This is a genomic window from Thermus amyloliquefaciens, from assembly GCF_000744885.1.
In the GTDB taxonomy this organism is placed as follows: Bacteria; Deinococcota; Deinococci; order Deinococcales; family Thermaceae; genus Thermus; species Thermus amyloliquefaciens.
The window spans coordinates 1,245,454-1,269,901 of sequence record NZ_JQMV01000003.1; the positions used below are offsets into that span (position 1 = coordinate 1,245,454).

At 67.0% G+C, this 24,448-nt stretch carries 19 protein-coding genes, 1 tRNA gene and 3 pseudogenes; 2 read left to right on the forward strand and 21 right to left on the reverse strand.

Annotation, left to right across the window (positions count from 1 at the left end; genetic code table 11):
* Positions 1-52: 52 nt before the first annotated feature.
* A complete protein-coding gene (locus BS74_RS06675; RefSeq protein WP_051946800.1) occupies positions 53-466 on the forward strand; it encodes a helix-turn-helix domain-containing protein in 414 nt (137 codons plus the stop codon).
* The gene (locus tag BS74_RS06680) at positions 467-1,306 is read left to right on the forward strand and encodes a patatin-like phospholipase family protein (RefSeq protein WP_038057236.1); all 840 of its coding nucleotides are present in this window, start codon (positions 467-469) and stop codon (positions 1,304-1,306) included. It begins immediately after the preceding gene.
* Here the strand turns inward: BS74_RS06680 and BS74_RS06685 are convergent.
* From BS74_RS06685 to ychF, 21 genes and pseudogenes are all read right to left on the reverse strand, one after another.
* Entirely contained in the window at positions 1,269-1,709 is a 441-nt protein-coding gene (locus BS74_RS06685) for a hypothetical protein (RefSeq protein ID WP_038057239.1), read from the reverse strand. The genes BS74_RS06680 and BS74_RS06685 overlap by 38 nt on opposite strands.
* Before the next feature lie 3 nt (positions 1,710-1,712).
* Positions 1,713-2,456, reverse strand: coding sequence for an amino acid ABC transporter ATP-binding protein (locus tag BS74_RS06690; protein WP_038057241.1), 744 nt, complete (start codon positions 2,454-2,456; stop codon positions 1,713-1,715).
* A pseudogene (locus BS74_RS06695) lies at positions 2,453-4,425 on the reverse strand (TRAP transporter permease). The gene BS74_RS06690 and the pseudogene BS74_RS06695 overlap by 4 nt, the downstream one beginning before the upstream one ends.
* Positions 4,426-4,480: 55 nt before the next feature.
* Positions 4,481-5,431, reverse strand: coding sequence for a TAXI family TRAP transporter solute-binding subunit (locus tag BS74_RS06700; RefSeq protein ID WP_038057243.1), 951 nt, complete (start codon positions 5,429-5,431; stop codon positions 4,481-4,483).
* A gap of 60 nt (positions 5,432-5,491) precedes the next feature.
* Entirely contained in the window at positions 5,492-6,280 is a 789-nt protein-coding gene (locus tag BS74_RS06705) for an amino acid ABC transporter permease (protein ID WP_038058977.1), read from the reverse strand.
* Positions 6,281-6,335: 55 nt separating this feature from the next.
* Entirely contained in the window at positions 6,336-7,100 is a 765-nt protein-coding gene (locus tag BS74_RS06710) for an ABC transporter substrate-binding protein (RefSeq protein ID WP_038057247.1), read from the reverse strand.
* A 641-nt stretch (positions 7,101-7,741) separates the two neighbouring features.
* Positions 7,742-10,198, reverse strand: a complete 2,457-nt coding sequence (gene glgP / locus BS74_RS06720; protein WP_185747711.1) for an alpha-glucan family phosphorylase — start codon at positions 10,196-10,198, stop codon at positions 7,742-7,744.
* A 17-nt stretch (positions 10,199-10,215) separates the two neighbouring features.
* A pseudogene (locus tag BS74_RS06725) lies at positions 10,216-11,687 on the reverse strand (TrkH family potassium uptake protein).
* Positions 11,659-12,996: a Trk system potassium transporter TrkA gene (gene trkA, locus BS74_RS06730; protein ID WP_038057254.1), complete on the reverse strand. Its 1,338-nt coding sequence runs from the start codon at positions 12,994-12,996 to the stop codon at positions 11,659-11,661. Before trkA ends, BS74_RS06725 begins: the two are co-directional and overlap by 29 nt.
* Positions 12,997-13,008: 12 nt before the next feature.
* The gene (rimO, locus tag BS74_RS06735) at positions 13,009-14,313 is read right to left on the reverse strand and encodes a 30S ribosomal protein S12 methylthiotransferase RimO (RefSeq protein WP_038057257.1); all 1,305 of its coding nucleotides are present in this window, start codon (positions 14,311-14,313) and stop codon (positions 13,009-13,011) included.
* An 89-nt stretch (positions 14,314-14,402) separates the two neighbouring features.
* Positions 14,403-15,272 (reverse strand): RodZ domain-containing protein, encoded by an 870-nt coding sequence (locus BS74_RS06740; protein ID WP_038057260.1) that lies wholly within the window; start codon positions 15,270-15,272, stop codon positions 14,403-14,405.
* 4 nt (positions 15,273-15,276) lie between these two features.
* Entirely contained in the window at positions 15,277-16,122 is an 846-nt protein-coding gene (locus BS74_RS06745) for a pseudouridine-5'-phosphate glycosidase (RefSeq protein ID WP_038057263.1), read from the reverse strand.
* Between the two features lie 114 nt (positions 16,123-16,236).
* Positions 16,237-16,998 (reverse strand): DUF4388 domain-containing protein, encoded by a 762-nt coding sequence (locus tag BS74_RS06750; RefSeq protein WP_038057265.1) that lies wholly within the window; start codon positions 16,996-16,998, stop codon positions 16,237-16,239.
* Positions 16,974-17,762, reverse strand: coding sequence for a fructosamine kinase family protein (locus BS74_RS06755; RefSeq protein ID WP_038057267.1), 789 nt, complete (start codon positions 17,760-17,762; stop codon positions 16,974-16,976). The genes BS74_RS06750 and BS74_RS06755 overlap by 25 nt, the downstream gene beginning before the upstream one ends.
* Positions 17,725-18,231 carry a low molecular weight protein-tyrosine-phosphatase gene (locus BS74_RS06760; protein ID WP_038057269.1) on the reverse strand — a complete coding sequence of 169 codons (507 nt, stop codon included), beginning with the start codon at positions 18,229-18,231 and terminating at the stop codon, positions 17,725-17,727. The genes BS74_RS06755 and BS74_RS06760 overlap by 38 nt, the downstream gene beginning before the upstream one ends.
* 13 nt (positions 18,232-18,244) lie before the next feature.
* Complete coding sequence (locus BS74_RS06765) at positions 18,245-19,792, reverse strand: sensor histidine kinase (protein ID WP_038057271.1); 1,548 nt, start codon at positions 19,790-19,792, stop codon at positions 18,245-18,247.
* On the reverse strand, positions 19,785-20,549 hold the full coding sequence (locus tag BS74_RS06770) for an RNA methyltransferase (protein ID WP_185747745.1): 765 nt from the start codon (positions 20,547-20,549) through the stop codon (positions 19,785-19,787). Before BS74_RS06770 ends, BS74_RS06765 begins: the two co-directional genes overlap by 8 nt.
* A gap of 22 nt (positions 20,550-20,571) precedes the next feature.
* A pseudogene (locus BS74_RS06775) lies at positions 20,572-22,724 on the reverse strand (transglycosylase domain-containing protein).
* 20 nt (positions 22,725-22,744) lie between these two features.
* Positions 22,745-23,104: a response regulator gene (locus BS74_RS06780; RefSeq protein ID WP_038057275.1), complete on the reverse strand. Its 360-nt coding sequence runs from the start codon at positions 23,102-23,104 to the stop codon at positions 22,745-22,747.
* Positions 23,105-23,148: 44 nt separating this feature from the next.
* Positions 23,149-23,222: transfer RNA gene (locus BS74_RS06785), tRNA-Gln, on the reverse strand.
* Between the two features lie 62 nt (positions 23,223-23,284).
* Positions 23,285-24,403 (reverse strand): redox-regulated ATPase YchF, encoded by a 1,119-nt coding sequence (gene ychF, locus BS74_RS06790; RefSeq protein WP_038057277.1) that lies wholly within the window; start codon positions 24,401-24,403, stop codon positions 23,285-23,287.
* Positions 24,404-24,448 lie beyond the last annotated feature (45 nt).

A 24,448-nucleotide genomic window follows, 5' to 3' on the forward strand; every position in this document is an offset into this window, starting at 1 on the left:
CCCGTAACTAGGGCGTTCCGTTTATTTCGTCCATCTGGTAGCCTGGGCTTGTATGGACACCCCCACCCTTTCCCGGGAGGAAGAGCGGGAATCCCTAAGGGCCTTCTTGGCCCACCTGCGGCCAGGGGCGCGCTTGCATGTGGAAGGCGCCGTGTTGGAGTTAACCCCCGAACTCGCCCACCTCTTGCGCAGGCTGCTGGAACCCCTGGCCCAGGGGAAGCCGGTCAGGGTGGTCCCCCTGGAGGCCGAGCTCACCACCCAGGAGGCGGCGGACATCCTGGGGGTTTCCCGGCCTCATCTGGTGCGGCTTCTGGAGGAGGGAAAAATCCCCTTCCGTAAGGTGGGAAGCCACCGGCGGGTGCGCGCCCAGGACCTCCTGGACTATTTGGAAGCGTCTCGGCGGGAGGGCCGGAAGCTCTTGGACGGGCTCATCGCCGAAGGTCAAGCCCTTGGTCTTGGGGGCTGAATGCGCGGGGTAGCCCTGGCCTTAGGGGGCGGTGGGGTACGCGGGTACGCCCACCTGGGGGTGCTGGCCGTCTTGGAGGAAGCGGGGATCCCCCTCCGGGGCCTTGCGGGAAGCTCCGCGGGCGCCCTGGCGGCCGCCGCCTATGCCTTTGGCCACAAGGACCCCTGGAGGGTGCACGAGGCCATCTTTGACCAAGAGATCGCCGGGTTTCGCCAGGGAGGGAACCTGCGCACCCTGGCCCGGCTCTTCGCCGCCTTCCGGCGCCCCCATCTTTTCCAGGCGGAAAGGATCGCCCAGGGGTTGCAACGCCTCCTCGGGGAAGCCCGCCTCGAGGACAGCCCCATCCCCCTGGCCATCCAGGCGGCCGACCTCCTCACCGGGGAAAGGGTGGTCCTTCGCCAGGGCCCCGTGTGGAGGGCTGTCCTGGCCAGCATGGCCATCCCCGGCCTCTTCCCGCCCGTACCCTGGGAAGGAAGGCTTTTGGTGGATGGGGACGTGGTGGAGAAGGTACCGGTACGGGCCGCCAAGGCGCTCTTCCCCAAGGTGGTGGCCGTGGACGTGTCCAACCCCCCACCCAAGGAGGGCCCGAAGACCGCCCTCGAGGCCGCCCTCCTGGCGGGGGAGGCCAGCCGCAGGCGCCTCAAGGCCCTGGCCCTCGAGGAGGCGGACCTGGTCCTCTCCCTGGAACCCCCCTTCCCCATAGACACCTTTGACCACGAGAAGCTTCCCCTGGTCTACCAGCTGGGCCAGCAGCGGGCCCAAGAGCGGCTCAAGGAGATCCAGGCCCTTTCCCGCATCCGCCTTAAGGACCTGACCCGGGCCCTCCGCTTGGGCCCTTAAGGCCGCCCTCCGAGCGCCGCACCAGGTGGAGGAAACCCAGCACCCCCAGGGGGAGGAGGCCAAGCCCCCAGGGCCGGAGGAGGAGCCCCATCACCCCGAGAAAGAAGAAGAGGGCCGCCCCCAGCCCCACGGCCACCAAGGCCCCCAAGGGGCCCTCCTCCCGCAGGGCCCTCAGGGCCTGGAGGAAGAGCCACCCCGCCCCCAAGAGGGCCAGGGCCCAAAGCAGGGGGTGCCAGGCCTGGGGAAAGAAGGGGGCCAGGAGAAGGAGCCCTAACCCCTGTAGGAGGAAGAGAAAACCCGCGTAGAGCCAAAGCCCTCGCCGGCGCCTCGCAGGGGGCGCCTTGGGGTCCAGGAGGGCCTGGAGCTCGCCCCAGGGGAAGCCTTCCCGCCAAGGGCCGCCCATGGCCTAGTGGTGGAGCACCCGTTGCAAAAAGCTCCGGGTACGCTCCTCCTTGGGAGCGGTGAAGATCTCCTCCGGCCTCCCCTCCTCCACCACCTCCCCCCGGTCCATGAAGATGACCCGGTCCGCCACCTCCCGGGCAAACCCCATCTCGTGGGTCACCACCAGCATGGTCATGCCCCCACGGGCCAGGTCCCGCATCACGTCCAACACCTCCCCCACCATCTCCGGGTCCAAGGCGCTGGTGGGCTCGTCAAACAGCATCACCTTGGGCTCCATGGCCAAGGCCCGGGCGATGGCCACCCGTTGCTGCTGCCCCCCGGAAAGCTGCGCCGGGTACTTCCGCGCCTGGTCCAGGATCCCCACCCGCTCCAAAAGCTCCAGGGCCTTCTGTTCCGCCTTCTCCTTGGGCCATCCCCTTACCCGCATGGGCGCCAGGGTGATGTTCTCCAACACCGTCATGTGGGGGAAAAGGTTGAACTGCTGGAAGACCATCCCCACCTCCCGGCGCACCTCCGGAAGGGCACGGTCATCCTTGACGTTCCGCCCATCCACGATAACCTCCCCCTCCTGGAAGTCCTCCAAGCGGTTGATGCACCGGATCAAGGTGCTCTTCCCCGAGCCCGAGGGGCCGATGATCACCAGCTTCTCCCCCGGGGCCACCTCCAGGTGGATGCCCTTCAGCACGTGCAGGGGGCCAAACCACTTGTGCAGATTGCGGATGCGGATGATGAAGTCCACCGCCCTCATTTTCGCACCCTTTGGAAGACATAGACCAGGAGGAAGAGGCCCAGGCCGACCAAGTCCGTGAGGAGCCCGGGCACCACCAGGGTGAGGGCGGCGGCCAGAAGAAGCGCCCTCTCCAAGAGGGTGGTGCGCTTGTGCAGGAAGCCCACCAGGCTGGCGCTGAAGGCCGTCATGCCCAAAAGGGCGGAAAGGACAATCCACACCCCCTCCCCCACGCTTCCCACCCCCAGAAGGAGGAGCTTGGGGTTGAAGAAGAACATGTAGGCCAGGAGGGCGGTGCGAAGCTCATACACGAAACCTTGGACCGCCGTCTTCCAGAAATCGGACTTGGCGATGGCGCTGGCGGCGTAGGCGGCCAGGGCCACCGGGGGCGTGGAGTCGGCCATGATGCCGAAGTAGAAGACGAACATGTGGGCGGCCACGGGCGGTACCGCATACCCCGCCTTCTCCGAAAGCTGAAGCACCACCGGCACCACCAAAGAGGCCATCACGATGTAGTTGGCGGTGGTGGGCAGGCCCATGCCCAGGAGGAGGCTGGTGAGCTGGGCCAGGATGAGGACCAGGATGAGGTTCCCCCCCGACAACCGCTCCACGATGTCCGTAAGGCCGAACCCGATGCCGGTCATGGTCACCACGCCCACGATCACCCCGGCGCTGGCCGTGGCCAAGGCGATGCCCACCATGCCCCTGGCCCCCGCCTCGAGGCCCTCCAGGATCAGCCTTCCCCCCCTAAGGAGGCCAAAGCCAAGCCCCGCCCCACCCCTAAGGGCCCGCCAAACCTCCTGGAGCAGGAGGAGAAGAAGCATCAGGAAGATGGTGTTCAAGGCGGCCCGCTCGGGGGTTAGACGCAGGGCCACCAGGGCGTAGATCAGGTAGACCAAGGGCAGGAGGTAGTGGAACCCCGAGCGCAGGATGGGGCCCAGGGGGGGAAGCTCGGAGCGGGGCACCCCCTTCAGGCCCAGCTGCAGGGCCTCGAGGTGCACGGTGATGAAAAGGGTGGCGTAGGCCAGAACCGCGGGGATCACCGCGATCAGGATGAGCTGGCTATAGGGGATGCCCAAGAACTCCGCCATGATGAAGGCCGCCGCCCCCATGACCGGGGGCATGAGCTGGCCGTTGGAGGAGCTCGCCACCTCCACCGCCCCCGCCTTCTCCGGGGGGTAACCCACCCGCTTCATCAGGGGGATGGTGAAGGTGCCGGTGGTGACCACGTTGGAAACGGAGCTGCCCGAAACGACCCCCGTGAGGGCGCTGGCCACCACCGCCGCCTTGGCCGGCCCCCGCGGAAGTGGCCCAGGAGGGCATACGCCACCTGGATGAAGAAATGGCCCGCCCCCGCCTTCTCCAAAAGGGCCCCAAAGAGGACGAAAAGGTAGACGAAGGTGGCGGAAACCCCCAAGGGCACCCCCCAGATGCCCTCGGCCGTGGTGTAGAGCTGCCCCATGAGCTGGCCCCACTGGCTACCCGCGTGGAGCTGAAGCCACGGGGGAAGGGTGAAGGGCAGAAGCCCCTTGGGCCCGGTGAGGGCGTAGAGGACGAAGACCGAGGCGATGATGGGCAGGGCGGGACCCACCACCCGCCAGGCGGCCAGGAAGAGGACCAAGAGGGTCAAGGTGCCCATGACCACATCCCGGCCGCTGGGGATCCCACCCCGGAGCTGCGTGATGCCGTAGTAGTCCACCACCACGTAAAGGGCCCCCACCACCCCCAAAAGGGCCAGGGCCCAGTCCAAGAGGGGGATGCGATCCTTGGGCCCCCGCCTCCCCGGGTAGGCGAGGAAGGCCAAGGCCAGGGCGAAGGCCAGGTGGACCGCCCTGAGCCGCATGGGGTCCAGGGTACCCAGCTCGGTGGCCCAGAGCTGGAAGAGGCTCCAGACCACCCCCAAGAGGAAGAGGAGGTGGCGGCTTAACCCCTTGGGTTTCCGCCCCCCCAGCTCGCTTTCCTCCACCAACAGCGAGGCGTTCCTCTCCATGCTTCCTCCAGACAAAGGGGGCCCCGCCTGGGGCCCCCGGGTTCGGGACCCAAGCCTACTTCAGGACCCCGATCTCCTTGTAGAAGCGCTCCGCACCGGGATGCAGGGGGATGGGCAGGCCCTTCACCGCCTTCTGCAGGCTGAAGAACCGCTCCAGGTTGGGGTGGATCTTCTTGAAGGCCTCCTGGTTGCCGAACACCGCCTTCATGAACTTGTACACGGTGTTGGCGGAGAGCTTCTCCGAAGCGATCAGCATGGCCTGAACCGCCACCGTGGGGGTGGTTACGTCCACCCCCTTGTAGGTGCCCCCCGGGATGTTGAAGCCCACGTAGAAGGGGTACTTCTTGGCGATGGCCTGGACCTTGCCCAGGTCCACCGCCACCAGGGTGATGGGCGTGGTCAGGGCCAGCTGCTGAATGGCGCTAGCCCCTAGCCCCACCGTGTAGAAAAGGGCATCCGCCCGCCTGTCCTGCATGAGCTGAATGCCCTGGGTGGCGCTCACCCGGATGGCCTGGCCCAGGTCCTCAAAGCGCAGGCCGTAGGCCTCGAGGATCTGCCGGGCGTTCTGCTCGGTCCCCGAGCCCACGTCCCCCACCACCACCCGCTTGCCCTTGAGGTCGGCCACCGTGCGGATCCCCGCATCCTGCCGGGCCACGATGTGGATCACCTCGGGGTAGAGGGCCGCCAAAGCGCGGATGCCCTTTACCGGCTTCCCATCAAAGGCGGTGATGCAGCACCCCTGGTAAGCGTAGTAGGCGATGTCGTTCTGGGCCAGGGCCATCTCAAACTCCCCGGCGGCGATGGCGTTGATGTTGGCCACGCTCCCCCCCGTGGAGCGGGCGTTGGCCCGGATGCCCACATTGGCGTCGTTCACCAGCTTGGCCATCCCCGTGGCCACGGGGAAGTAGACCCCTGTGGTGGAACCCGAACCGATGGTGACGAACTCCTGGGCCAGGCCAAGGCCTAGGAAGGCTATCCCCGCCAATAGCGTTTCTTTTAGCCGCATAACCTTACACCTCCTTTACGCCGCAGGCAGTATACCCATAGCCCCTTCTTTCCTCAAGCCCTACCTTCCCGCCAGCTGTAGCCTCCGCTCCAGAAGGTTGGTGAAGAAGGTAAGCACGGTGGTGAGGAGCAGGTATATGGCCGCCACCGCCAGGTACACCTCCACCGGGCGGAAGGTGGCGGAGATGATGCGTTGCCCGGAAAGGGCCAGCTCGGTGAGGGCGATGACGCTGGCCAGGGAAGAATCCTTGAGGAGGGCCACCACGTTGTTGACCAAGGGGGGCACCACGATGCGCAGGGCCTGGGGCAGGATCACGAAACGCATGGTGTCCGCGGGGGAAAGCCCCAAGGACCAGGCCGCCTCCCACTGCCCCTTGGGGATGGCCTGGATGCCCGCCCGCACCACCTCGGCGTTGTAGGCCCCCACGTTAAAGGAAAGGGCGATAAAGGCCGCCCAGTAGGGGGTGAGGGCCTGCTGGGCGGAGGGCCAGAGGGGCTGAAGCAAAAGGGGCAAGGCATTGTAGGCGAAGAGGATCTGCACCAAAAGGGGTGTGCCGCGGGTGACCCAGATGTAGAAGGTGGCGGGAAGCCGCACCCAGGATCGCCGGGAGAGGCGGAACATCCCGGCAAACACGCCGATGACAAGCCCCGCCAGGCTGGAGATCAAGGTGAGCTTTAGGGTGATCTCCGCCCCTAGGGCCATGGCCGCACCCGCGGAGGCGGCCCGATCCGGACCAAACCCCATAAGGAGGAAGTACCGCTCCAAAACCACGCCCAAAAGGGCAAACAAACCGAAATACCCCCCGAGGAGCAGGGCCAAGAGCAGGAGGATCCGCAACCAGGATGGCATCATCGCGACAGGAAAAGGGCCCGAGGCATCCCCTTACCCCAGGCCCGAATCAGGCTTACTTGCAGCGCACGTCCTCGCCAAACCACTTCTTGGAGATCTGGGTGTAGGTGCCGTCTTTCATCAGGTCGGCCAGAGCCTTGTTTAAGGCGTCTAAGACGCTCTTGTTCCCCTTGGCCACCGCCATGGCCACCCGCTCCTGGAAGACCAACTCCCCAAGTTGCAAGGTGTTCTCCAGCTTCCGCTCCTTGATGGCCTCCTTGGCCACAAAACGGTCGGTAATCCAGGCATCCAAACGGCCCGAAAGGAGATCCTGCAAGGCATCGGGGTCCTTCTGGTAGGTGCGCACCTGCTTGACCCCGGGGATCTTCTGCGCCGCCTCCATGTAGGAGGTGCCGATCTGCACCCCCACCACCTTGCCCGCCAGGTCCTTGGCCGTCTTGGGCCCGCCCCGCTTGCTCACGATGACCCCGCCCGTGCAGTAGTGGGGGTTGGTGAAGTCCACCGCCTTGGCCCGCTCCTCGGTGATGCCGTGGGAGGCGATCACGAAGTCAAAGCGACCCTGGTTCAGCTGGATGAGCAGGCTGTCAAAGGCCTGGGTAATCCAGACGGGCTTCAGGCCCAACTTCTTGGCGATGGCGTTGCCCAGATCGATCTCAAACCCCACCAGCTGGTTTTTCTCGTCGAAGTAGTTGAAGGGGGGGAAGGCGCCCTCCGTACCGATGCGGACCTCGCCTGAGCGCCTGATCTGGTCCAGGCTCCGCACTTGAGCCAAGGCCACCGCCAACCCTAAAACGGCCAAGAGAAGCAGAACCCTTTTCATGCTAACCCTCCCTGAGGCACGGGCCGATTATACCGGGTGCGCCCCCGGGGTCAAGGGAAGGACCAAAAGACCCTCGTAAAAGCCTGGCTTGCTTGAGGGGTGCAGAGGACACCGCCTACCCCAGCCAGGAGGAGTGGGCCTTAGCCTCCGATCCCCACCCCCAAGCCACGCCAAGGCGCCAGGGAGGCCATCCCGTACCTCCTGGGGCGCGGGCTTGCTGGTGAAGCGGCTGGCGCGGGGTGTGTGAGGGGTGGAAGAGTTTTATGGCAGCCTCTAAGCCCTTGGGACATTTGTCTCATAGGGTAAGTGCTATGCTTTTTATTGCCTCAGCACGGGGTAGAAGGAGGTGCCTATGCGCGGGCTTTGGCTTTTGGGCCTTTTACTAGGGAGCCTGTTTCTGGTAGCGCAAGGGCAGGGAAGTGTGGATCCCTGGAGGATCCAACGGGGCGGCCAGCTCTATGACCACTGGATCAAAGCCAAAGGCGTGGAGACACCGGCGGGCGACCACCCCCTCTGGGCCCTGCAAACCACCAACACCAGGCGGGGAACCGATACCTGGCGCTGCAAGGAGTGCCACGGCTGGGACTACTTAGGCAAGGAGGGCGCCTATGGCTCGGGATCCCATCCTACCCCAGGGACCCTTAGGCCCAGCGCACCCACTCCACCCGGCCGGTGACCGGGTGCCTAAGGGCCAACCGCACCCCATAGGTGTAGCTTCCCGGACGGGAAGGGCGATGGGCGACCTCAAAGCCTCCTGATTCCTCCCGCATGGGCACCACCTCCAGCCCCCCGCCCGCACGGCGCACCACCAGCTCCACCTCCAGGAAAGGCCTTAGGACCTCCGGCACCTCCCCCTGTAAATAGGCCCGCGCCCGCAAAGGCTTCCCGTTCAAGGTCAGGTCCCCAGGCACCTCCACCTGGAGGGTTAAGGCCTCGAGGGCAGGCAAAGCCTCGCGGAAGGTGCGCAACACCTCCCTCAGGTCCTTCGCCTTTCCGGCCCACCCTTGCGCTCTTTGGTAAAGGGCCAGGTACTCCCGCACCATGCGGGCGGCGCTGAAGCGGGGTCCCACGGTGCGCAGGCTCTCGTGGACCATGGAAAGCCACCCCGAGGAGTAGCCTTCGGGCCCCTTGGCGTAGAAAAGGGGGAGCACCTCCCCCTCCAGCACGTCGTAAAGGGCCTGGGCGTCGGCCATATCCTGGGCCTCCTCGTTCTCGTAGACCCGCTCGTCGCCGATGGCAAAACCGTTTTTGCCGTTGTAGGCTTCCGCCCACCACCCGTCCAAGACGCTCAGGTTCAAAACCCCATTCAAGGCCGCCTTCATCCCGCTGGTCCCCGAGGCCTCCATGGGCCTGCGGGGGGTGTTGAGCCAGACGTCCGAGCCATGGACCAGGACCCGGGCCAGGTACATGTCGTAGTCCTCCAGGACCACCATGCGGTCCTCGAGGCCAAACTCCTTGATCTTGGCCACCAGCTCCTGCAGGTACGCCTTCCCGGGCTCGTCCTTGGGGTGGGCCTTCCCCGCGAAGACGAACTGGACCGGGTAGGGGCCGCGCAGGATCTTCAAAAGGCGCTCCGGGTCCTTAAAGAGGAGCACCGCCCGCTTGTAGGTGGCGAAGCGCCGGGCGAAGCCGATGGTGAGAACCTCGGGGTCCAGGGCCTGCTCCGCCTGGCGGAGGCGGCTTGGGCTTTCCCCGTTGCGGCGGCGCTGCTCGTAGAGCCGGGACCGCACCTCCCGCACCAGCTCGGCCCTAAGGTCCCGGTGGATGCGCCAAAACTCCTCCCCTAATCCCTCCACCCTCCAGGTGGCGGGGTCCTCGGGTTGTTCCAACCACCGGGGGCCGAAGACCTGGGCGTAGTGGCGCCGCAACCTGGGGTGGAGAAAGGTCCAAGTGTGGACCCCGTTGGTCACGTGGCCGATGGGCACCTCCTCCCGCAAAAGCCCCGGCCACAGGTGGTGGAACATCTCCCGGGAAACCTCCCCGTGAAGGCGGGAAACCCCGCCCGCTTGGGCGCTGGTCCTAAGGGCGAGGTTGGACATGGAAAAGACCTTGCCCCAGGGCTTCTCCTCGAGGCCCAAGGCCAAAAAGCCCTCCCGGTCCGTGCCCATCTTCTCCCAGAAGCCCCCCAGGTAGCGCTCCACCAGGTCCAGGGGGAAGGCATCATGCCCCGCAGGCACAGGGGTGTGGGTGGTGAAAAGGGCCCCTGCCCGGGCCAGCTCCAAGGCCACGGGGAAGGGGTGCCCTTCCGCCACGAGCTCCCGCACCCGCTCCAGCCCCAGGAAGGCCGAGTGGCCCTCGTTCATGTGGTAGACCTCCGGGTGCAGGCCCAAGGCCCGGAGCATCCGGATCCCGCCGATGCCCAGGACCATCTCCTGCTGGAGGCGCACCTCCTGGCCGGGGGCATAGAGCCTGGCGGTAATGGCCTGGTCCTCGGGGGCGTTCTCCGGCAGGTTGGCGCTCAGGAGGTACACCGGCACCGCACCCACCTGGACCCGGTACGCGGAAAGCCAAACCGTGCGCCCGGGAAACTCCACCCCCACCCGCAAGGGGCGGCCCTCCCGGTCCTGGACGGGCAACAGGGGGAGCTCCTCCGGGTGAAGGGTTTGGTACACCTCCACCTGGGCCCCGTCCGGGGAGAGGCGCTGGTGGAAGTAGCCCTCGTGGTAAAAGATGCCCACCCCCACCAGGTTCAGGCCCAGGTCGCTGGCCGCCTTGATGTGGTCCCCGGCCAGCACCCCAAGCCCCCCGGCGTAGATGGGCAAGGAGCTGTGGAAGCCGTACTCCGCGGAAAAGTACGCGGTAAGGGGCCCCTCCTTGGCCTGCCGCTTCTGGAGGTACGCCTCCAAGGCCGCCACCACCGCCTGGACCCGGGCGGGGTAGGTATCCCCCGCCAGGGCCTCGAGGCGGGCGGGGTCCACCTCCAAGAGCAACTTCACGGGATTGCCGCGGAAGCGCTTCCAGAGCACGGGATCAATCTCCTGGAAAAGCTCCGCCGCCTCCGGGTTCCAGGACCACCAAAGGTTATACGCCAACTTCCTCAAGCCCTTTAGGGCCTCGGGAAGCTCGGGCATGGCGGTAAGACGCCCCAGCACCTTCATAAGGCGAATTATACCCCTCACCGCAGCCGCCGCCAGAGCTCCGGACTGAAGAGGAGGATCACGGGGAGGATCTCAATCCGCCCCGCCCACATCTGGAAGATGAGCACCGCCTTGGAGAGGGGATGGAGCTCGGCATAGGAACCCATGGGGCCCACAGTCCCCAATCCCGGCCCGATGTTGCCGATGGCCTGGGCGCTGGCGGTAAAAGCCTTCACAAAATCCCCTTCCAAAAGCGCCAGGCTCAGGGTACCGAAACCAAAGAGAAGGGTGTAAAGGAAAATGAACACGGAAACCTGCCGCAAGGCCTCCTCGGAGACCACCCGCTGCCCCAGGCGCAAGGGCAGGACCGCCCTGGGGTGAAGGGTGCGGGTGATCTCTCGCCTGAGAAGGCCGAAGAGGAGGAGCCAGCGCACCACCTTGATGCCCCCCGCCCCTGAGCCAGCGCTTCCCCCCACGAACATGAGGATCACCAGGATGGCTTGGGCCGGCACCACCCACTGGGCAAAGTCCACGCTGGCGAAACCGGTGGTGGTGATGATGGAGATCACCTGGAAGAAGGCGTGTCGGAGGCTGGCCTCGAGGCCATACATGTGGTGGGTGTACAGGTAAAGGGACAAGAGGAGGCCCGCAAGGAGCACCAAGAAGGCATAGGCCCTAAACTCGGCATCCTTGAAAAGGGGTCTGACCTCCCGTCCAAAGAAAAGGCGGTACTGCAACAGGAAGTTCACCCCCGCCAGGAACATGAACAGGCTTCCCCACCACTGGGCGGAGGAAGGATAGGCGGCAAAGCTTTGCGGGTTGGGGCTGAACCCCCCCGCCGGGGTGGTGGTGAGGGCGTTGGCCAAGGCCTCAAAGGCGGGTATGCCCGCCCACCAGTAGACCAGGAAGGCCAAGACGGTAAGGGTCAGGTACACCTGCAAGACCGCCTGGGCGGTGTGCCGCAGCTTGGGCGTGAGCCTTTCCTTTTCCACCCCAGTACTCTCGGCGAAAAAGGCCTGCCGGCCCGCCACCTGAAGCTGGGGAAAGACCACCAGGAAAAGCACCACGATGCCGATGCCCCCCATCCACTGGGTGAAGCTTCGCCAGAGGAAAAGGCTCTTGCCCAACTGCCCGAAATCCGAAAGCACCGTGGCGCCGGTGGTGGTAAAGCCGGAAACGGCTTCAAAAAGAGCGTCCAGGTAGCCCAGCCCCCCCGAGATCCAGTAGGGTATGGCCCCCAAGGCGGGCACCAAAAGCCAAAGCAGGGCCACAGCGGCGAAGACCTCGGCCCGGCGAGGCTGGGCCTCCGCGTGCCCCACCTCCCGCAAGGCCTTGCCCACCCCCACCCCCAGCCCCGCCCCAGGAAAAACCCCCGGGCATCCTCCCTAAGCGCCAGCGCCAAGAGGGCGAAGGCCAGCATGAGAAGGCCGAAACCCTGATAGGTCAGGCCCAAGAGGTAGAGGCTAGAGCGAAACCCGTGCCTAGCCAACGATGCGGGCCACGGCTTCATCCGCCACCTCCCGGGCCACCACCAGGAAAAGCCGGTCCCCCGGGAGGGCCTCCAGGTCCTCCCGGTAGAGCATCACCCGATGGTCCCGCTCCAGGGCCACTGGGGCCACCTGGGGCGTGGCCAGGGCGCCAAAGCGCCTGGGCCTGAAGCTTTCCGGGAGTTCCACCTCCAAGAGCTCAATGTTCTCGTCCATGGTGGACACATGCTCCACGTTTTCTGGCCCCAGGTGGTCCAAAACCGCCCGCACCGCCGCCTGGCGGGGGGTGAGGGGCAGGTCTATGCCCACCTGCTCAAAGAGCCTGCGGGTCTCCGAGCGGGACACCCGGGTGATCACCTTGCCCACCCCCAGCTGCTTGGCGAGGAGGGAGGCCAGGAGGTTTTTCTCGTCGTTGTCGGTCACCGCCACCACCGCATCGGCTTCCCGCAAGCCCTCCGCCTCCAAAAGCTCCAGGTCGGTACCGTCCCCTTGGATGACGAGGGCACCGGGAAGCTCCTGGGAAAGCCATTCGCAACGCTCCCGGTTGGGTTCGATGATCACCACCTCCAGGCGCCGCTTAAGAAGCTCCTGGGCCACCATAAAGCCCACGTTGCCGCCCCCGATGACCATGACCCTACGCACGCCCCGCCCCGTGGCGAAACAGGCCTCCAGCTCAGGGAAGGCCCGTAAGGTGGTGACAAAGAGGAGCTTGTCCCCAGGCTCCAGGATCACCTCAGGGTACTCGGGATGGGCGAAGCTCCAGAAGGCCCCTTCCCGCACCACCCCCACCACCAAGACCCCCTCGGGCCAGGGGAGCTCGGCGAGATGCCGGTGGGCGTAAGGGCCGCCCTCCTTCACCCGGTACTCCACAAAGCGGAGCCGTCCCTCCGCCAGCACCTCGGTATCCACAGCCCCGGGCACCAGGATCACCTCCACGATCTCCCGGGCCATGGCCCTTTGCGGCCACAGGACCTTGTCGATGCGGGTACCCAGGATCTCCGCGGTGCGGGGGTCGGTGAGCACCTCCACATACCCCCCCTTGCCCACAAAGCAGAGGGCTTCCTTGGCCCCCAGGCCCTTGGCCAGCAGGGAGGCCAAAAGGTTCACCTCGTCGGAATCCGTGCTGGCGATGAAGAGGTCCGCCCGGTCCACCCCCGCCTCCCTAAGGGCGTCCGGGTCCGTGGCCCCGCCCACCACCACCTTCACGTCCAAATGGGCCAGCCGCTCCTTGGCATGGGGGTTGCGGTCCAGCACCACCACCTCATGGGCCTTCTCCAGGGTGCGGGCCAGCTCCCCGCCCACCTCCCCGCCCCCGGCGATGACGATGTACATACCGCCCCTATCCTAAACCTGGACCCCGTAAAGGTCGTAGGTCTCCGCCCGGGTGATGCGAACCCGGATCCTCTCCCCCACCCGGGCGGTGCCGTCCGTCTCCACGTAGACCAACCCGTCAATGCCCGGGGAGTCCCGGTAGCTCCGGCCCACGGCCAGGCCTGGCTCCGGCAGCTCGTCCACCAGGACCTCGAGGGTCTTCCCCACGAAGCCCTGGTTTTTCCGCAAGCTGATCCCCGCCTGCACCTCCAAAAGCCGGGCTTTCCGCTCCTCCTTGACCTCCTCGGGCACAGGGTCGGGAAGGGCGTTGGCCGCGGCCCCCTCCACGGGGGAGTAGGTGAAGACCCCCACCCGGTCCAGCTCCGCCTCCTGCAAGAAGTCCAGGAGGATTTGGAAATCCTCCTCCGTCTCCCCAGGGAAACCCACGATAAAGCTGGAGCGGAGGCAAAGTTCGGGAACGGCCTCCCGCCAGGCCTTCAGGGTCCTCAGGTGGCTTTGGTACCCCCCGGGGCGGCGCATGAGGCGGAGGATCCGTTCCGAGGCGTGCTGCAAGGGCACATCCAGATAGGGGAGCACCTTGCCCTCGGCCATGAGGGGGAGGAGGTCCCGCACGTGGGGGTAGGGGTAGACGTAGTGAAGGCGTATCCAGGCCCCAAGCTCCGCCATGTGGGTAAGGAGGTCCTTGAGCTCCGCCTTCACCAGGCGGTCTCCCCAAAAGCTTTCCCGGTGGCGGAGGTCCACCCCGTAGGCGGAGAGGTCCTGGGCGATGAGGAGAAGCTCCCGGGTGCCGGTGGCCACCAGCCGGGCGGCCTCCGCCAAAACCTCCCCGGCGTCGCGGGAGCGCAAGGGCCCCCGGAGCCTGGGGATGATGCAGAAGCTGCAGCGGTGGTCGCACCCCTCGGAAAGCTTCAGGTAGGCGTAATGCCGGGGGGTGAGCTTCACCTGGGGCGGGACCAGGTCCAAAAAGGGGTCCCGGGGCGCGGGCAAGGCCGCCTGCACCGCCTCCAGCACCCGCTCCACCTCCCCCGGGCCGGTGATGGCCAGCACCTGGGGGTGCTTCCTTTGGATCACCTCGGGCCGAGCCCCCAGGCACCCCGTCACCACCACCTTGCCGTTTTCCCGCAAGGCCTCCCCGATGGCCTCGAGGCTCTCCTCAACGGCCGGGGTGATGAAGCCGCAGGTGTTCACCACCACCAGCTCCGCCTCCTGGTAGGTGGGGCTGGTCTCGTAACCCAGGGCCTTCAGCCGGGAGAGGATCTGTTCCGAATCCACCAGGGCCTTGGGGCAGCCCAGGCTCACAAAGCCGATCTTTGCCATAGACCTCCAGGAGCCCGCTTAGCCCGAAGGCCCATCCTCGGGCTCCAAGCCACCAGTATAGCCCCCTTCCCGCCTCCCAAAGGTCCAGATCAGGGGGCCTCAAAGCGGCGGGTAAGGGGCTTACCCGGCTCCCCCAAGGGGCCCAGGTCCTGGCCGTCCAGAAAAACCCGCACCGCCCCCGGGTTCCCCGAACGCACCTCCACGGGCAGGTCAAAGGAAAGCTCCGCCCCCACCTCGGGGATACCCTCGTAAAGCCGCTTCTCCCCTTGGGTGACCCGGAGCCAGCTCCGGCCCTCGAGGCGGAGAAGGAGCCTCCCGGAAGGCGCCGAGGCCGGGGTGGGCGCTGGGGCCGGCTGGGGCTTGGGGGAAAGGCGGTAACTTAGGGCGCGGGGGCGGTCCAGCACCACCTCCTCCTGCAAGGGTTCATACCCGGGGAGTTCCAGGCGGATCACCCGCCGGCCTCCCTCCAGGGGGGGGCTCTGTAAGGGGGTCTGGCCCAGGTAGAACCCGTCCAGGTACACCCGGGCCCCAGGGGGGTCGCTGGTCACCTGGAGGCTAAAGCGCTCCGGGGATTTTGGGGGCGGCTCGGGCGGCAGGCTTACCGTTTGCACCGGCGGGGCGCGCAGGACCAGATAGGCCCCGTACCCCAAGACCCCCAAGAGGGCCAAGGCCAGCCCAAGAAGCCAGGGCCAAGGGCGCCGGGAGGCGGGCGGGGGTGGGGGCGGAGGGCTAGAGGTTATGGGATAAAGGGCCAGGAGGGGCTCAGGGTCCAGGCCCAGGAGGAGGGCGTAGCGCCGCAGGTAGCCCCGGACCAAGGCGGGTTCGGGGAGGTCCTCAAAGCGGCAGGCCTCGAGGGCCTCCAGCACGCTAACCTTCAAGGCCAGGCGCGCCGCCGCCTCCTTGAGGGATAGCCCCTTCTCCTCCCGGGCTTGACGAAGCCTTTCCCCCAGTTCGCACACAAGGCTATTCTAGCCCGGCCAAGGCCAGGGCCACCCGGGCCGCCAGGCGGGCGTTCTCCAGAAGGAGCCTCTCGTTGACCCGGTCGGTCTCCCCCCGGGAAAGCTCCGAAAGGCGCCGCAGCAGGTAGGGGGTAAGGGCCTTACCGAAGATTCCCTCCCGGGCCGCTTGGTGGTTGGCCTCCTCCACCCAAAGGGCCACCTTCTCGTAGGGGAGGCCTTGGGAAACGGGGTTCACCAGGAGGACCGCCCCCAGGCCCAGCTCCTGGGATTTGCGCAGGACCAAGGCGGCCTCGAGGGGGGTCTCCACCCGGGCGGGCACGGGAAAGGGGGAGGAGGGGGAAAAGAAGGCGGGCAGGCGGTCCGTGCGGTAGCCCACCACGGAAACCCCCAGGGTTTCCAGGCGCTCCAGGGTGGCCCTCAGGTCCAGGATGGCCTTGGGCCCGGAGCAAACCACCAGGATGGGGGTGCGGGCCAGGGCCAGAAGATCGGCGCTTTCGTCAAAGGGCTCGGGGTGCACCCCCCCGATGCCCCCGGTGGCGAAGACGGCAATCCCGTGGCGGTGGGCCAGGTGGACGGTGGCCGCCACCGTGGTCCCCGCGCTTCTCCCCTGGGCCAGGAGGGCGGGCAGGTTCCAGAGGCTCGCCTTCTCCGCACCCCCTTGGGCCAGGGCCTCCATCTCCTCTTGGGAAAGGCCAAGGCGCACCTCCCCCCGCACCAGGGCGATGGTCTTGGGAAGAGCCCCTTCGGCCCGAACCGCCTCCTCCAGGGCCATGGCGGTGCGCAGGTTCAAGGGGTAGGGAAGCCCGTGGGTGAGGAGGGCCGACTCTAGAGCCACCACAGCCTTTGCCATGGGGGAAGGATACCACGCCCCAAGCGCCGAGGGATGGGGGTTGCCGCAAGTAGGAAGGGCGATGCCCAAGGTCTTCCTGGGGTCCCCCTCTTGGCCCAAGCCGCGATGGGGCGCCTAAACCTCCGGCCACACCAGGACCTCCTCCCCCACCTTGAGCCCGTGGAAGAGGAGGAGTTCAGGGGCAAGCCGGATCTCCACCCCCAGGCCCCCCACGCCCTCCACCGTTAGGAGGACTTCCCTCTGCGCCTTGACCCGCACCCGCTGGAAGAGGCCGTAATGCTCCCGCCAAGCGGAAAGGAGCAGGGCATCCACCTGCGCCCCTTGGCGTCCCAGGGCCACCCGAAGCCGGGCGGTGCGGGGCACCCGGGGGAACACCTCCACCAGGCGCAACCGGGCCAGGTGGCCCAGGCGCCTTAGCACCTCCCCCAGGGGAAGGGCGAGCCGGGAAGCCAGGTCCAAGGGGCTTTGGCCGCTTCCCAGGGCCAAAAGGAGGGAAAGCTCCGTGGGGTCCAGGGTGCCCTGGACCGCTTGGGCCCGGGAACCAGGCCGCACCAGGTCAAAGGGGCCCACCTCCACCCGCTCGTCCAAAAGGCGAATGGCCTGGAGGAGGTGGGCCTCGAGGGGACCCTCCAAGGAGCTCACGGGAGGGCGCACGGCAAGCTGGAACTGGAACCGGCCCTCCTTCAGCGCCAACACCTCCAGCAAGGCCTCCCGCCCCACCTTGTCCCCAAACACCGCATGCACAGGCCGGCCCTGCTCCAGGTACACCTCTCCCCTTCCCCCCTGAGCCTCCACCAGGAAGACCCCCGTCCTCCCCCCCTGGGCGAGGAGCTGCAACCAGTCAATGGGACCTAAGAGGCGGAAATCGCCTTCCATAGGGAACCAAGGTACCCCTTGCCGAAGAGGTGCACATGGGCCAGGAGGTAGTACACCTGGTACCGGGGCAGGGCCCTTTCCACCTCTTCCGGTATGGGGTAAAGGGCCCGGTAGGCCCTCCAGAACTCCTGCGGAAAGCCTCCAAAAAGGCGCATCATGGCCAGGTCCACCCCCCGCTCCCCCACGAAGAAGGAGGGGTCCAGCAGGGCGGGCCCCTCCGGGGTGAAGCGAAGGTTGCCGTGCCAAAGATCCCCATGGAGAGGCGCTGGGCCCTCGGCGGGCAGGGGTTTTTGGAAGAGGGCCTCCACCTTGGGTCCCAAGCCCTCCAGGCGGTCCCAGGTGGCCCGCAAGAGGGGCTCTATGCACCGCAAAAAGAAGAACTCCGTCCACTCCCCTCCCTCCCCGCCGGGCAAGGGAAAGGTGCCCAGGTATCCCGCCTCAGCCCAGTAGCTGGCCTCGCGTTGCCGGTGTAGCCCCGCCAGCATGCGGGCCAGTCCGCCCCAATCCTCAGGTCCTTCCGGCAAATACTCCAGGACCAACCCCTCCTCCGCCGCAAAGAACACCCGGGGCACCCGCACCCCCCGCCCGGCCAAGGCCCTAAGCCCCCGGGCCTCCGCGGGAAAGAGGCCGGGAGGAGGGTTCGGCGAAAGCTTCACCACATAGGGGCCCAGGCGGTACACCCGGGAAATATCCCCGCCGTACAGGGGCTGGGGTGGACCCTGGGCCTCAAGCCCCGCCCGGTGGAGAAGCTCCCTGGGGTCCATCCTCCCCCAAAAGGCGGTCCAGGAAAGCCCTGGCGGCGGCTTCCACCATCCAGTAAACCTCCTGGCAGTCCTGGAGGTCCCCGTGGTAGGGGTCGGGCACCTCTCCCCCGCCCAGGTAGTCCAAGAGAAGGCGCACCTTCCCCCTGGCCTCGGGGAAGCGCCTTTGCACCTCCCTTAGGTTCTCCCGGTCCATCACCAGGATGTGGTCGTAGAAAAGGGCATCCTCCCGGGTCATCTGCCGGGCCACGTGGGGAAAGTAAGCCCCTTCCCGCTCCAGCACCCGGCGCGCCCGGGGGTCCATGGGCTCCCCGGCATGCCAAGCACCCGTGCCCGCGGAATCCACCTCAAACCGGGCCTCGAGGCCCCGCTCCCGGAGGAGCTTGCGGAAGGCCCCCTCCGCCAGGGGGCTCCGGCAGATGTTGCCCAGGCAGACGAAGAGCACCCGCGTGGGACGGTCCATGCCTCCCATGATACGCAGGCCCTCAGTAGGGAACCTCCGCCACCACCTCCGTGCCCTTTCCCGGCTCCGAACGCACCTGGAAGCGCCCGCCCCGGGCCTCCACCCTTTCGCGCATCTGGGTGAGGCCGAACCCGCCTAAACCCTGGGCCTCCGCACGTTGAAATCCCTTTCCGTTGTCCCGGACCACGAGCCGCGCCCCCCGCTCCCCCAAGGCCAGGAGCTCCACCTCCACCCGGCTGGGCCTGCCGTGCTTGGCGGCATTGGTGAGGGCCTCCTGCAGAACCCGGAAGAGGACCAGCTCGCTGGCCTGGGAAAGCCCCACCCGCTCCGGCAGGGCGAGGTGCACCCGGAAACCCGCCTGCTCGGCGAAGGCCTGGGCGTAGCGGCGCACGGATTCCAGAAACCCGTAGCGTTCCAGGTCGATGGGCCTCAGGGCGAAGATGCTCCGGCGCACCTCCCGGATCTGCGCCCTAAGGGTCTCCTTCACCTCGCCCAAGGCCTTCAGGGCCGTTTCCGGGTCCTTGGAGAGGAGCCTTTCCGCCAAATCCAGCTTCAGGGCCATGAAGGCCAGGCTTTGGGCGATGCCGTCGTGGATCTCCCGGGCGATGCGGGTGCGCTCCTCGTTGATGGCCAGCTCCTCGGCCCTCAGGTAGGCCTGGGCGTTGCGCACCGCCAAGGCCACCTGGGAAGCCAGGAAGGAGAGGAAAGGAATGCGCCGGGAAAGGCCCTCGCCCTTGAGGACCAAGACCCCCACCGTCTCCCTGGCCTTCAGGGGCAGGGCCAGGGTTCCCCCATCCACGAACACCGGCCCCTCGAGGCTCCCCTTCCAAGCCCCCTCCGGCAGGAAGGGATGGGAAGGCAGGGCCAGCTGCCGCACCACCCGGGGCACCAAGAACCCCTCCTCGTCCAAGAGGAGCACCCCACCCCCCTCCGCCTCCGCCCAGGACTGGATCCGCTCCAAGAGCCCTTCAAGAAGCCGGTCCAGGTTGGCCTCGGCCTTAAGGGCCTGGTCCACCTCAAAGAGGGTAAGGCGGTCCCGGCTTCGGGCCACCACCGATTGCAAAGCCCCCGCCACCTCGTGGGCCAGCACCTCCAGGAAAACCCTTTCCGGCTCCGGGGGGCAGGCCTCCAGGTGGCCTTTCAACCCCGGAAGCTCCACCCGCACCCCGCCGCAGGCCTCCCCGGCATGCACCCCCTCGGCCTCCAGGGCCACGGGGTACCCCAGGGCCTCCCCCAAAGCCCGGGCGATGCGGGAGACCGCCTCCTCCAGGTTCTCGCTCTCCAAGGCCTCACGGAAAACCCTTCCCGCCGCCAAAAGGCGGCGGTTGGCCTCCTCTAAGGCCCTTTCCGCCCGCACCTTCTCCAGGGTTTCCTGGGCGATCCACTCCAGCACCGCATAGGTGACCAAGGGACCCACCAGGCCGTAAAAGCCCAGCCGTAGCCACAGGAGACCGTCCGCGTGCCGGTAGGGCAAAAGGGCCAGCTCAAAGACCGCCACCACCGCGGCGATCAAGGGCGGCAAAAGCCGCTGGGCCAAGCGCACCAATCGGTAAAGGCCGTGGCTAGCCATCCTTTTCCCTCGCGCCCTCCTTCTTCGGGGAGGAGGCTACCGCATACCGGCTTTGGTGGAGAAGCCCCCTAAGGAGTTGCACCTCCCCCGGGGAAAGCCGGGCCTTGTGAAAGAGGCGGCGCAAACGCCGCATGGCGTATGGGTAGCGGTGCTCGTCGGTGAAACCGATTTCCAACACATACCGCCCCAGGTCCGCAAAGAACCCCTCCAGGGCGTCCAGGTCCGCCAGCTCCTCCTTGACGGCCTTGACGGCCGAAGGGCCTTCCTGCAACCAGGCCTGGTAAAGCTCGTAGGCGAAGACCACCACCGCTTGGGCCAGGTTCAAGGAGGGCTGCTCGGGGGCGGTGGGGATGCTGCCGATGAGATGGGCCAGGTCCAACTCCTCGTTGGTGAGGCCAAAGGTCTCCCGACCGAAGACCAGGGCCACCTCGCCCGCCACGGAAAGCACGTGCGCGGGCACCTCCCGGGCCGTGACCACCGGGGCTGGATAGAGCTCCCGGGGCCTTCCCGTGGTGGCCACCACAAAACCCACCCCTTCCAGGGCCTCCCTCAGGCTCCTCACCGCCACCGCCCGCTCCAGCACTTCCTCGGCGTGCACCGCCAGCCAGTAGGCCTCCCGGGCCCAAGGAGGCCCCACCCGTGGGCCCGGATTAACCACGTAGAGGCGGGAAAGGCCAAAGTTGCGCATGGCCCGGGCCACCGCCCCCACGTTCATGGGCTCCTGGGGTTCCACCAAGACGATGCGAATGCGTTCCAACACGGCCTCCTCCTTCTGGGCCTCACTGCCCAGGTGGCGGGGAAGGAAAACCCTCCTCCCCGGAACCCGGGGGGTAGGCCCCAGGCCCCACCGGGGCTGAGGGGGAGGGCACTGGGGAGGTGCCCTGCGAAAGCCCCTCCCCTTCCGGCGGGGGAGGCTTTGGGGCCGGCACGGGCGCCTTCCCCTCAGGGAACCAGGCCTTTATTCCCTGCGGGGAGGGCTGTCCCGACAACAGGTCCACCCCCACCTGCACCAAACCCGGGGGCGGGGGGAAATCCCCCCCTGGGCGCCCCCTCAAGGCCCCGGCCACAAACTCCCGCCAGATGGGGGGGTTGACCACGGAGCTGGAAGGCTCCCTCCCCCCCATGCGCAGGGGCTTGTTGTCGTCGCGGCCCACCCAGACCACCGCGGAAAGCCCCCGGGTCACCCCAGCGAACCACAGGTCCCGGGCCTCGTTGGTGGTCCCCGTCTTTCCCCCCACCACCCGGCCGGGGATCCGGGCCCCCTTGGCGAGCCCCTTCTCCCCCAGGTCGTAAACGTACCCCTTCAGGAGGTCCCAAGCCTGGTAGGCCGCCAAGGGATCAAAGAGGCGGCGGCGCTCCGGAAAGGCCTGGTAGAGGACCCGCCCCTGGGCGTCCTCCACCCGCTTCACGTAGATGGGGGTCACCCGGTAGCCTCCGTTGGCGAAGGCCGCATAGGCCGCCGCCAGGTCCACCGGGGTGATGGAGGCACCCCCGATGGCGATGGCCAGGGTGGGGTACTTGACGGCGAAGCCCGCCTGGGAAAGCTTCCTCGCCACCTTCTCCACCCCTATGGCCTGGGCGGTGTAGATGGCGGGCAGGTTGAGGGAGAGGTCCAGGGCATAGCGCACGGTGATCTCCCGGTTGAGGAAGGTGCCGGAAAAGTTCTTGGGCCGCCATACCCCTTCCCTCTGGCTGGGGTCGGGAAACTCCAGGGGGCGGTCGGGAACCAAGGTGGCCTGGGTCCAGCCCTCCTCAAAGGCGGTGGCGTACACAAAGGGTTTCACCGCACTCCCCGGGTTGCGCAGGGCCCGGGTGGCCCGGTTGTACTCATCCCCCTCCCGCCTAACCCCCCCACCAAGGCCAACACCTCCCCCGTCTCCGGGTCCAGGCCCACAAGGGCCAGCTCCGCCCCCTCCGGCAGCCTGGCCCCCTTGGCGGCGGCCTCCGCCGCCCTTTGCATGGTGGGGTCCAAGGTGGTGTACACCCTAAGCCCCCCCTCCCCGTACACCTTTTCCCTTCCGAAGCGGGCCTCGAGGAAACGGCGCACCTCGAGGACGAAATGGGGGGCCATGCGGTAGTCCAACTGCCTGAGGATGCGGGCCTCGGGATCCACCAGCCTGGCCGCCAAAAGGTTGCCCTCCCCGTCGTAGCGGGCCTCCCACCCCTTGGGGGCCAGGGGTTCCCGCCAAGCGGCCTCGGCCACCTCCGGGCTCACCCAACCCTCGGCCACCATCTGGTCCAGAAGCAGGCGCATCCTTTGGCGCATTCCAGCCAGGTCCTGGTACCGGGCGTTGGGGGCCGGGATCAGGGAGGCCAGGTAAAGGCCTTCCGCCAAGGTCAAGGCCGCCGGGTCCTTGCCGAAATAGGCCTCCGCCGCCCCCTTGATGCCCACGGCGTTGCCTCCCCAAGGCACCACGTTCAGGTACATCTCCAGGATCTCCTCCTTGGTGTAGCGCCTTTCCAGCTCCAGGGCCAGGGCCCACTCCTTGAACTTGCGCTCCAGGGAGCGGGCCTGGGCCAGCTCCTTGAGGAGGGTGTTTTTGATCACCTGGGTGGTGATGGTGCTCCCTCCCTGGAGGTCCCCCCGGAGGATGGCGTAAAGAGCCCCCAAGAGGCGCACGAAATCCACGCCATAGTGCTGGAAGTAGCGGCGATCCTCCGAAAAGACCACCGCCGCCACCGCCGCTGGGGAGACCTCGGCAAGCCGCACCAAGCTCCGGTGGATGGCCCTCCCCTCCTCCACGCTGGCGATCTGGGCCAAAGGGGTGCCGTCCCGGGCGTAGAGGGTGGAGGTGGCGGTGAGGCGTAGCCGATCAAACTGGGATAGGTCCGGCAGGTCGCGGGTGTAGGCATAGGCCAGATACCCCAAGGCCGAGCCTGCTCCCAGCAGAAGGCCGGCCACAAGGAGGGAAAGGAAGCGGAACACCCGCACGCCCCTCAGTTTACAGGGGCCTACCCCAAACCCAAAAAGCGGAGGAGCTTCTCGCGGGTGAGGGGTTTTTCTATGGCCATCACCCGCACCACCTCCGCGGTGGTGCGTTGCCTCTCCGTGGGCTCAATGAGCACCGCCAAGGGCACCTCCTTGAGCCGGCGCACGTGCCGGATGCGGGCAGCCACGGCAAAGGGATCCACGTCCAGGTCCTGGTCCAAAAGGATATACCGGGGCGTATGGTCCAGTAGCCAAAAGAGCCCTTCCCGGGCCAGGTCAAAGTGGCGAACGGGGAGGCCCTTCTCGGAAAGCACCAGGTCCACATAGGCCCGCAGGGCTTCGTTGCGGCTTAATAGGAGTAGCCCCGGGTAATCCGTCGCCACGGGGCCAGTTTAGCCGAGGGTTGCGAAAGGGGTATGAAAAAATTTGGCTGGGGCGCGTGGACTCGAACCACGACCGGCGGATCCAAAGTCCGCTGTCCTGCCATTAGACGACGCCCCAGCGTCCAAGGGGATTGTAGAGCAAGAGGGGCTTGGCGTCAAACCCCTTCCCCTAGGATCCCCCTACACGTTGAAGAGGATGTAGAGGACATCCCCGTCCTGGACCTGGTATTCCTTGCCCTCGAGGCGCACCCAGCCCCTCTCCTTGGCCCTGGCCCACCCCCCGGCCTCCACCAGCCTCTCCCAGGGGATGACCTCGGCCCGGATGAAGCCCTTCTCCATGTCGGAGTGGATCTCCCCCGCCGCCTCGGGGGCCTTGGTCCCCCGGCGCACCGTCCAGGCCCGCACCTCCTTCTCCCCGGCGGTGAAGAAGGTGATGAGGCCAAGGGCCCTATACCCCGCCCGGGCCAGGCGTTGCAGGCCGCTTTCCCTTAGGCCATAGGCGGCGAGAAGCTCCTTCCCCTCCTCCGGGGCGAGCTCGGCCAGTTCCGCCTCCAGGCGGGCCGAGACCACCACCACCTCCGCCCCCTCGGCCTCGGCCTTATCCCGCACCGCCTGGACATGGGGGTTACCCTCCCCTTCGGGCAGGTCCTCCTCGCCCACATTGGCCACGTAGATCACCGGCTTGGCGGTGAGGAGGGGGGTTTCCCTTAGCAAGCGGCGGAGCTCGGCCCCCTCCCCCTCCGGCCAGGGGAAGGTGCGGGCGGGTTTTCCGCCCTGCAGGTGGGCGTAAAGGGCCTCCGCCACCTCGAGGGCCAAGGCCAGTTCCCGGTTGGCCCGGGCCTCCTTCCTCAGCCGCTCCAGGCGCCTTTCCCAGGTGGCGAGGTCGGAAAGGAGGAGCTCGGTTTCCACCACCTCCGCATCCCCCAGGGGATCCACCCGGCCCATCACGTGCACCACCTCGGGGTCGGGAAAGCAGCGGAGCACGTGGGCGATGGCCGCCACCTCGCGGATGTGGGCCAGGAACTGGTTGCCAAGGCCTTCCCCCTTGTGGGCCCCCTTGACCAAGCCGGCGATGTCCACAAACTCCACGTGGGTGGGGACGACGGGGGGCTTCCGATCCCCCCGGGCAAACACCCTCTGCAGGGCGTAAAGCCTCTCGTCCTCCAAGGCCACCACCCCCACGTTCTTGTCGATGGTGGCGAAGGGGTAGTTGGCCGCCAAGGCGTTCGCCTGGGTGAGGGCGTTGAAGAGGGTGGACTTGCCCACGTTGGGTAAACCGACGATTCCCACAGCCAGCATCTTGACCTCAAAAAAAGCCCCATCAAGGGGCCTCTTTTCATCCTA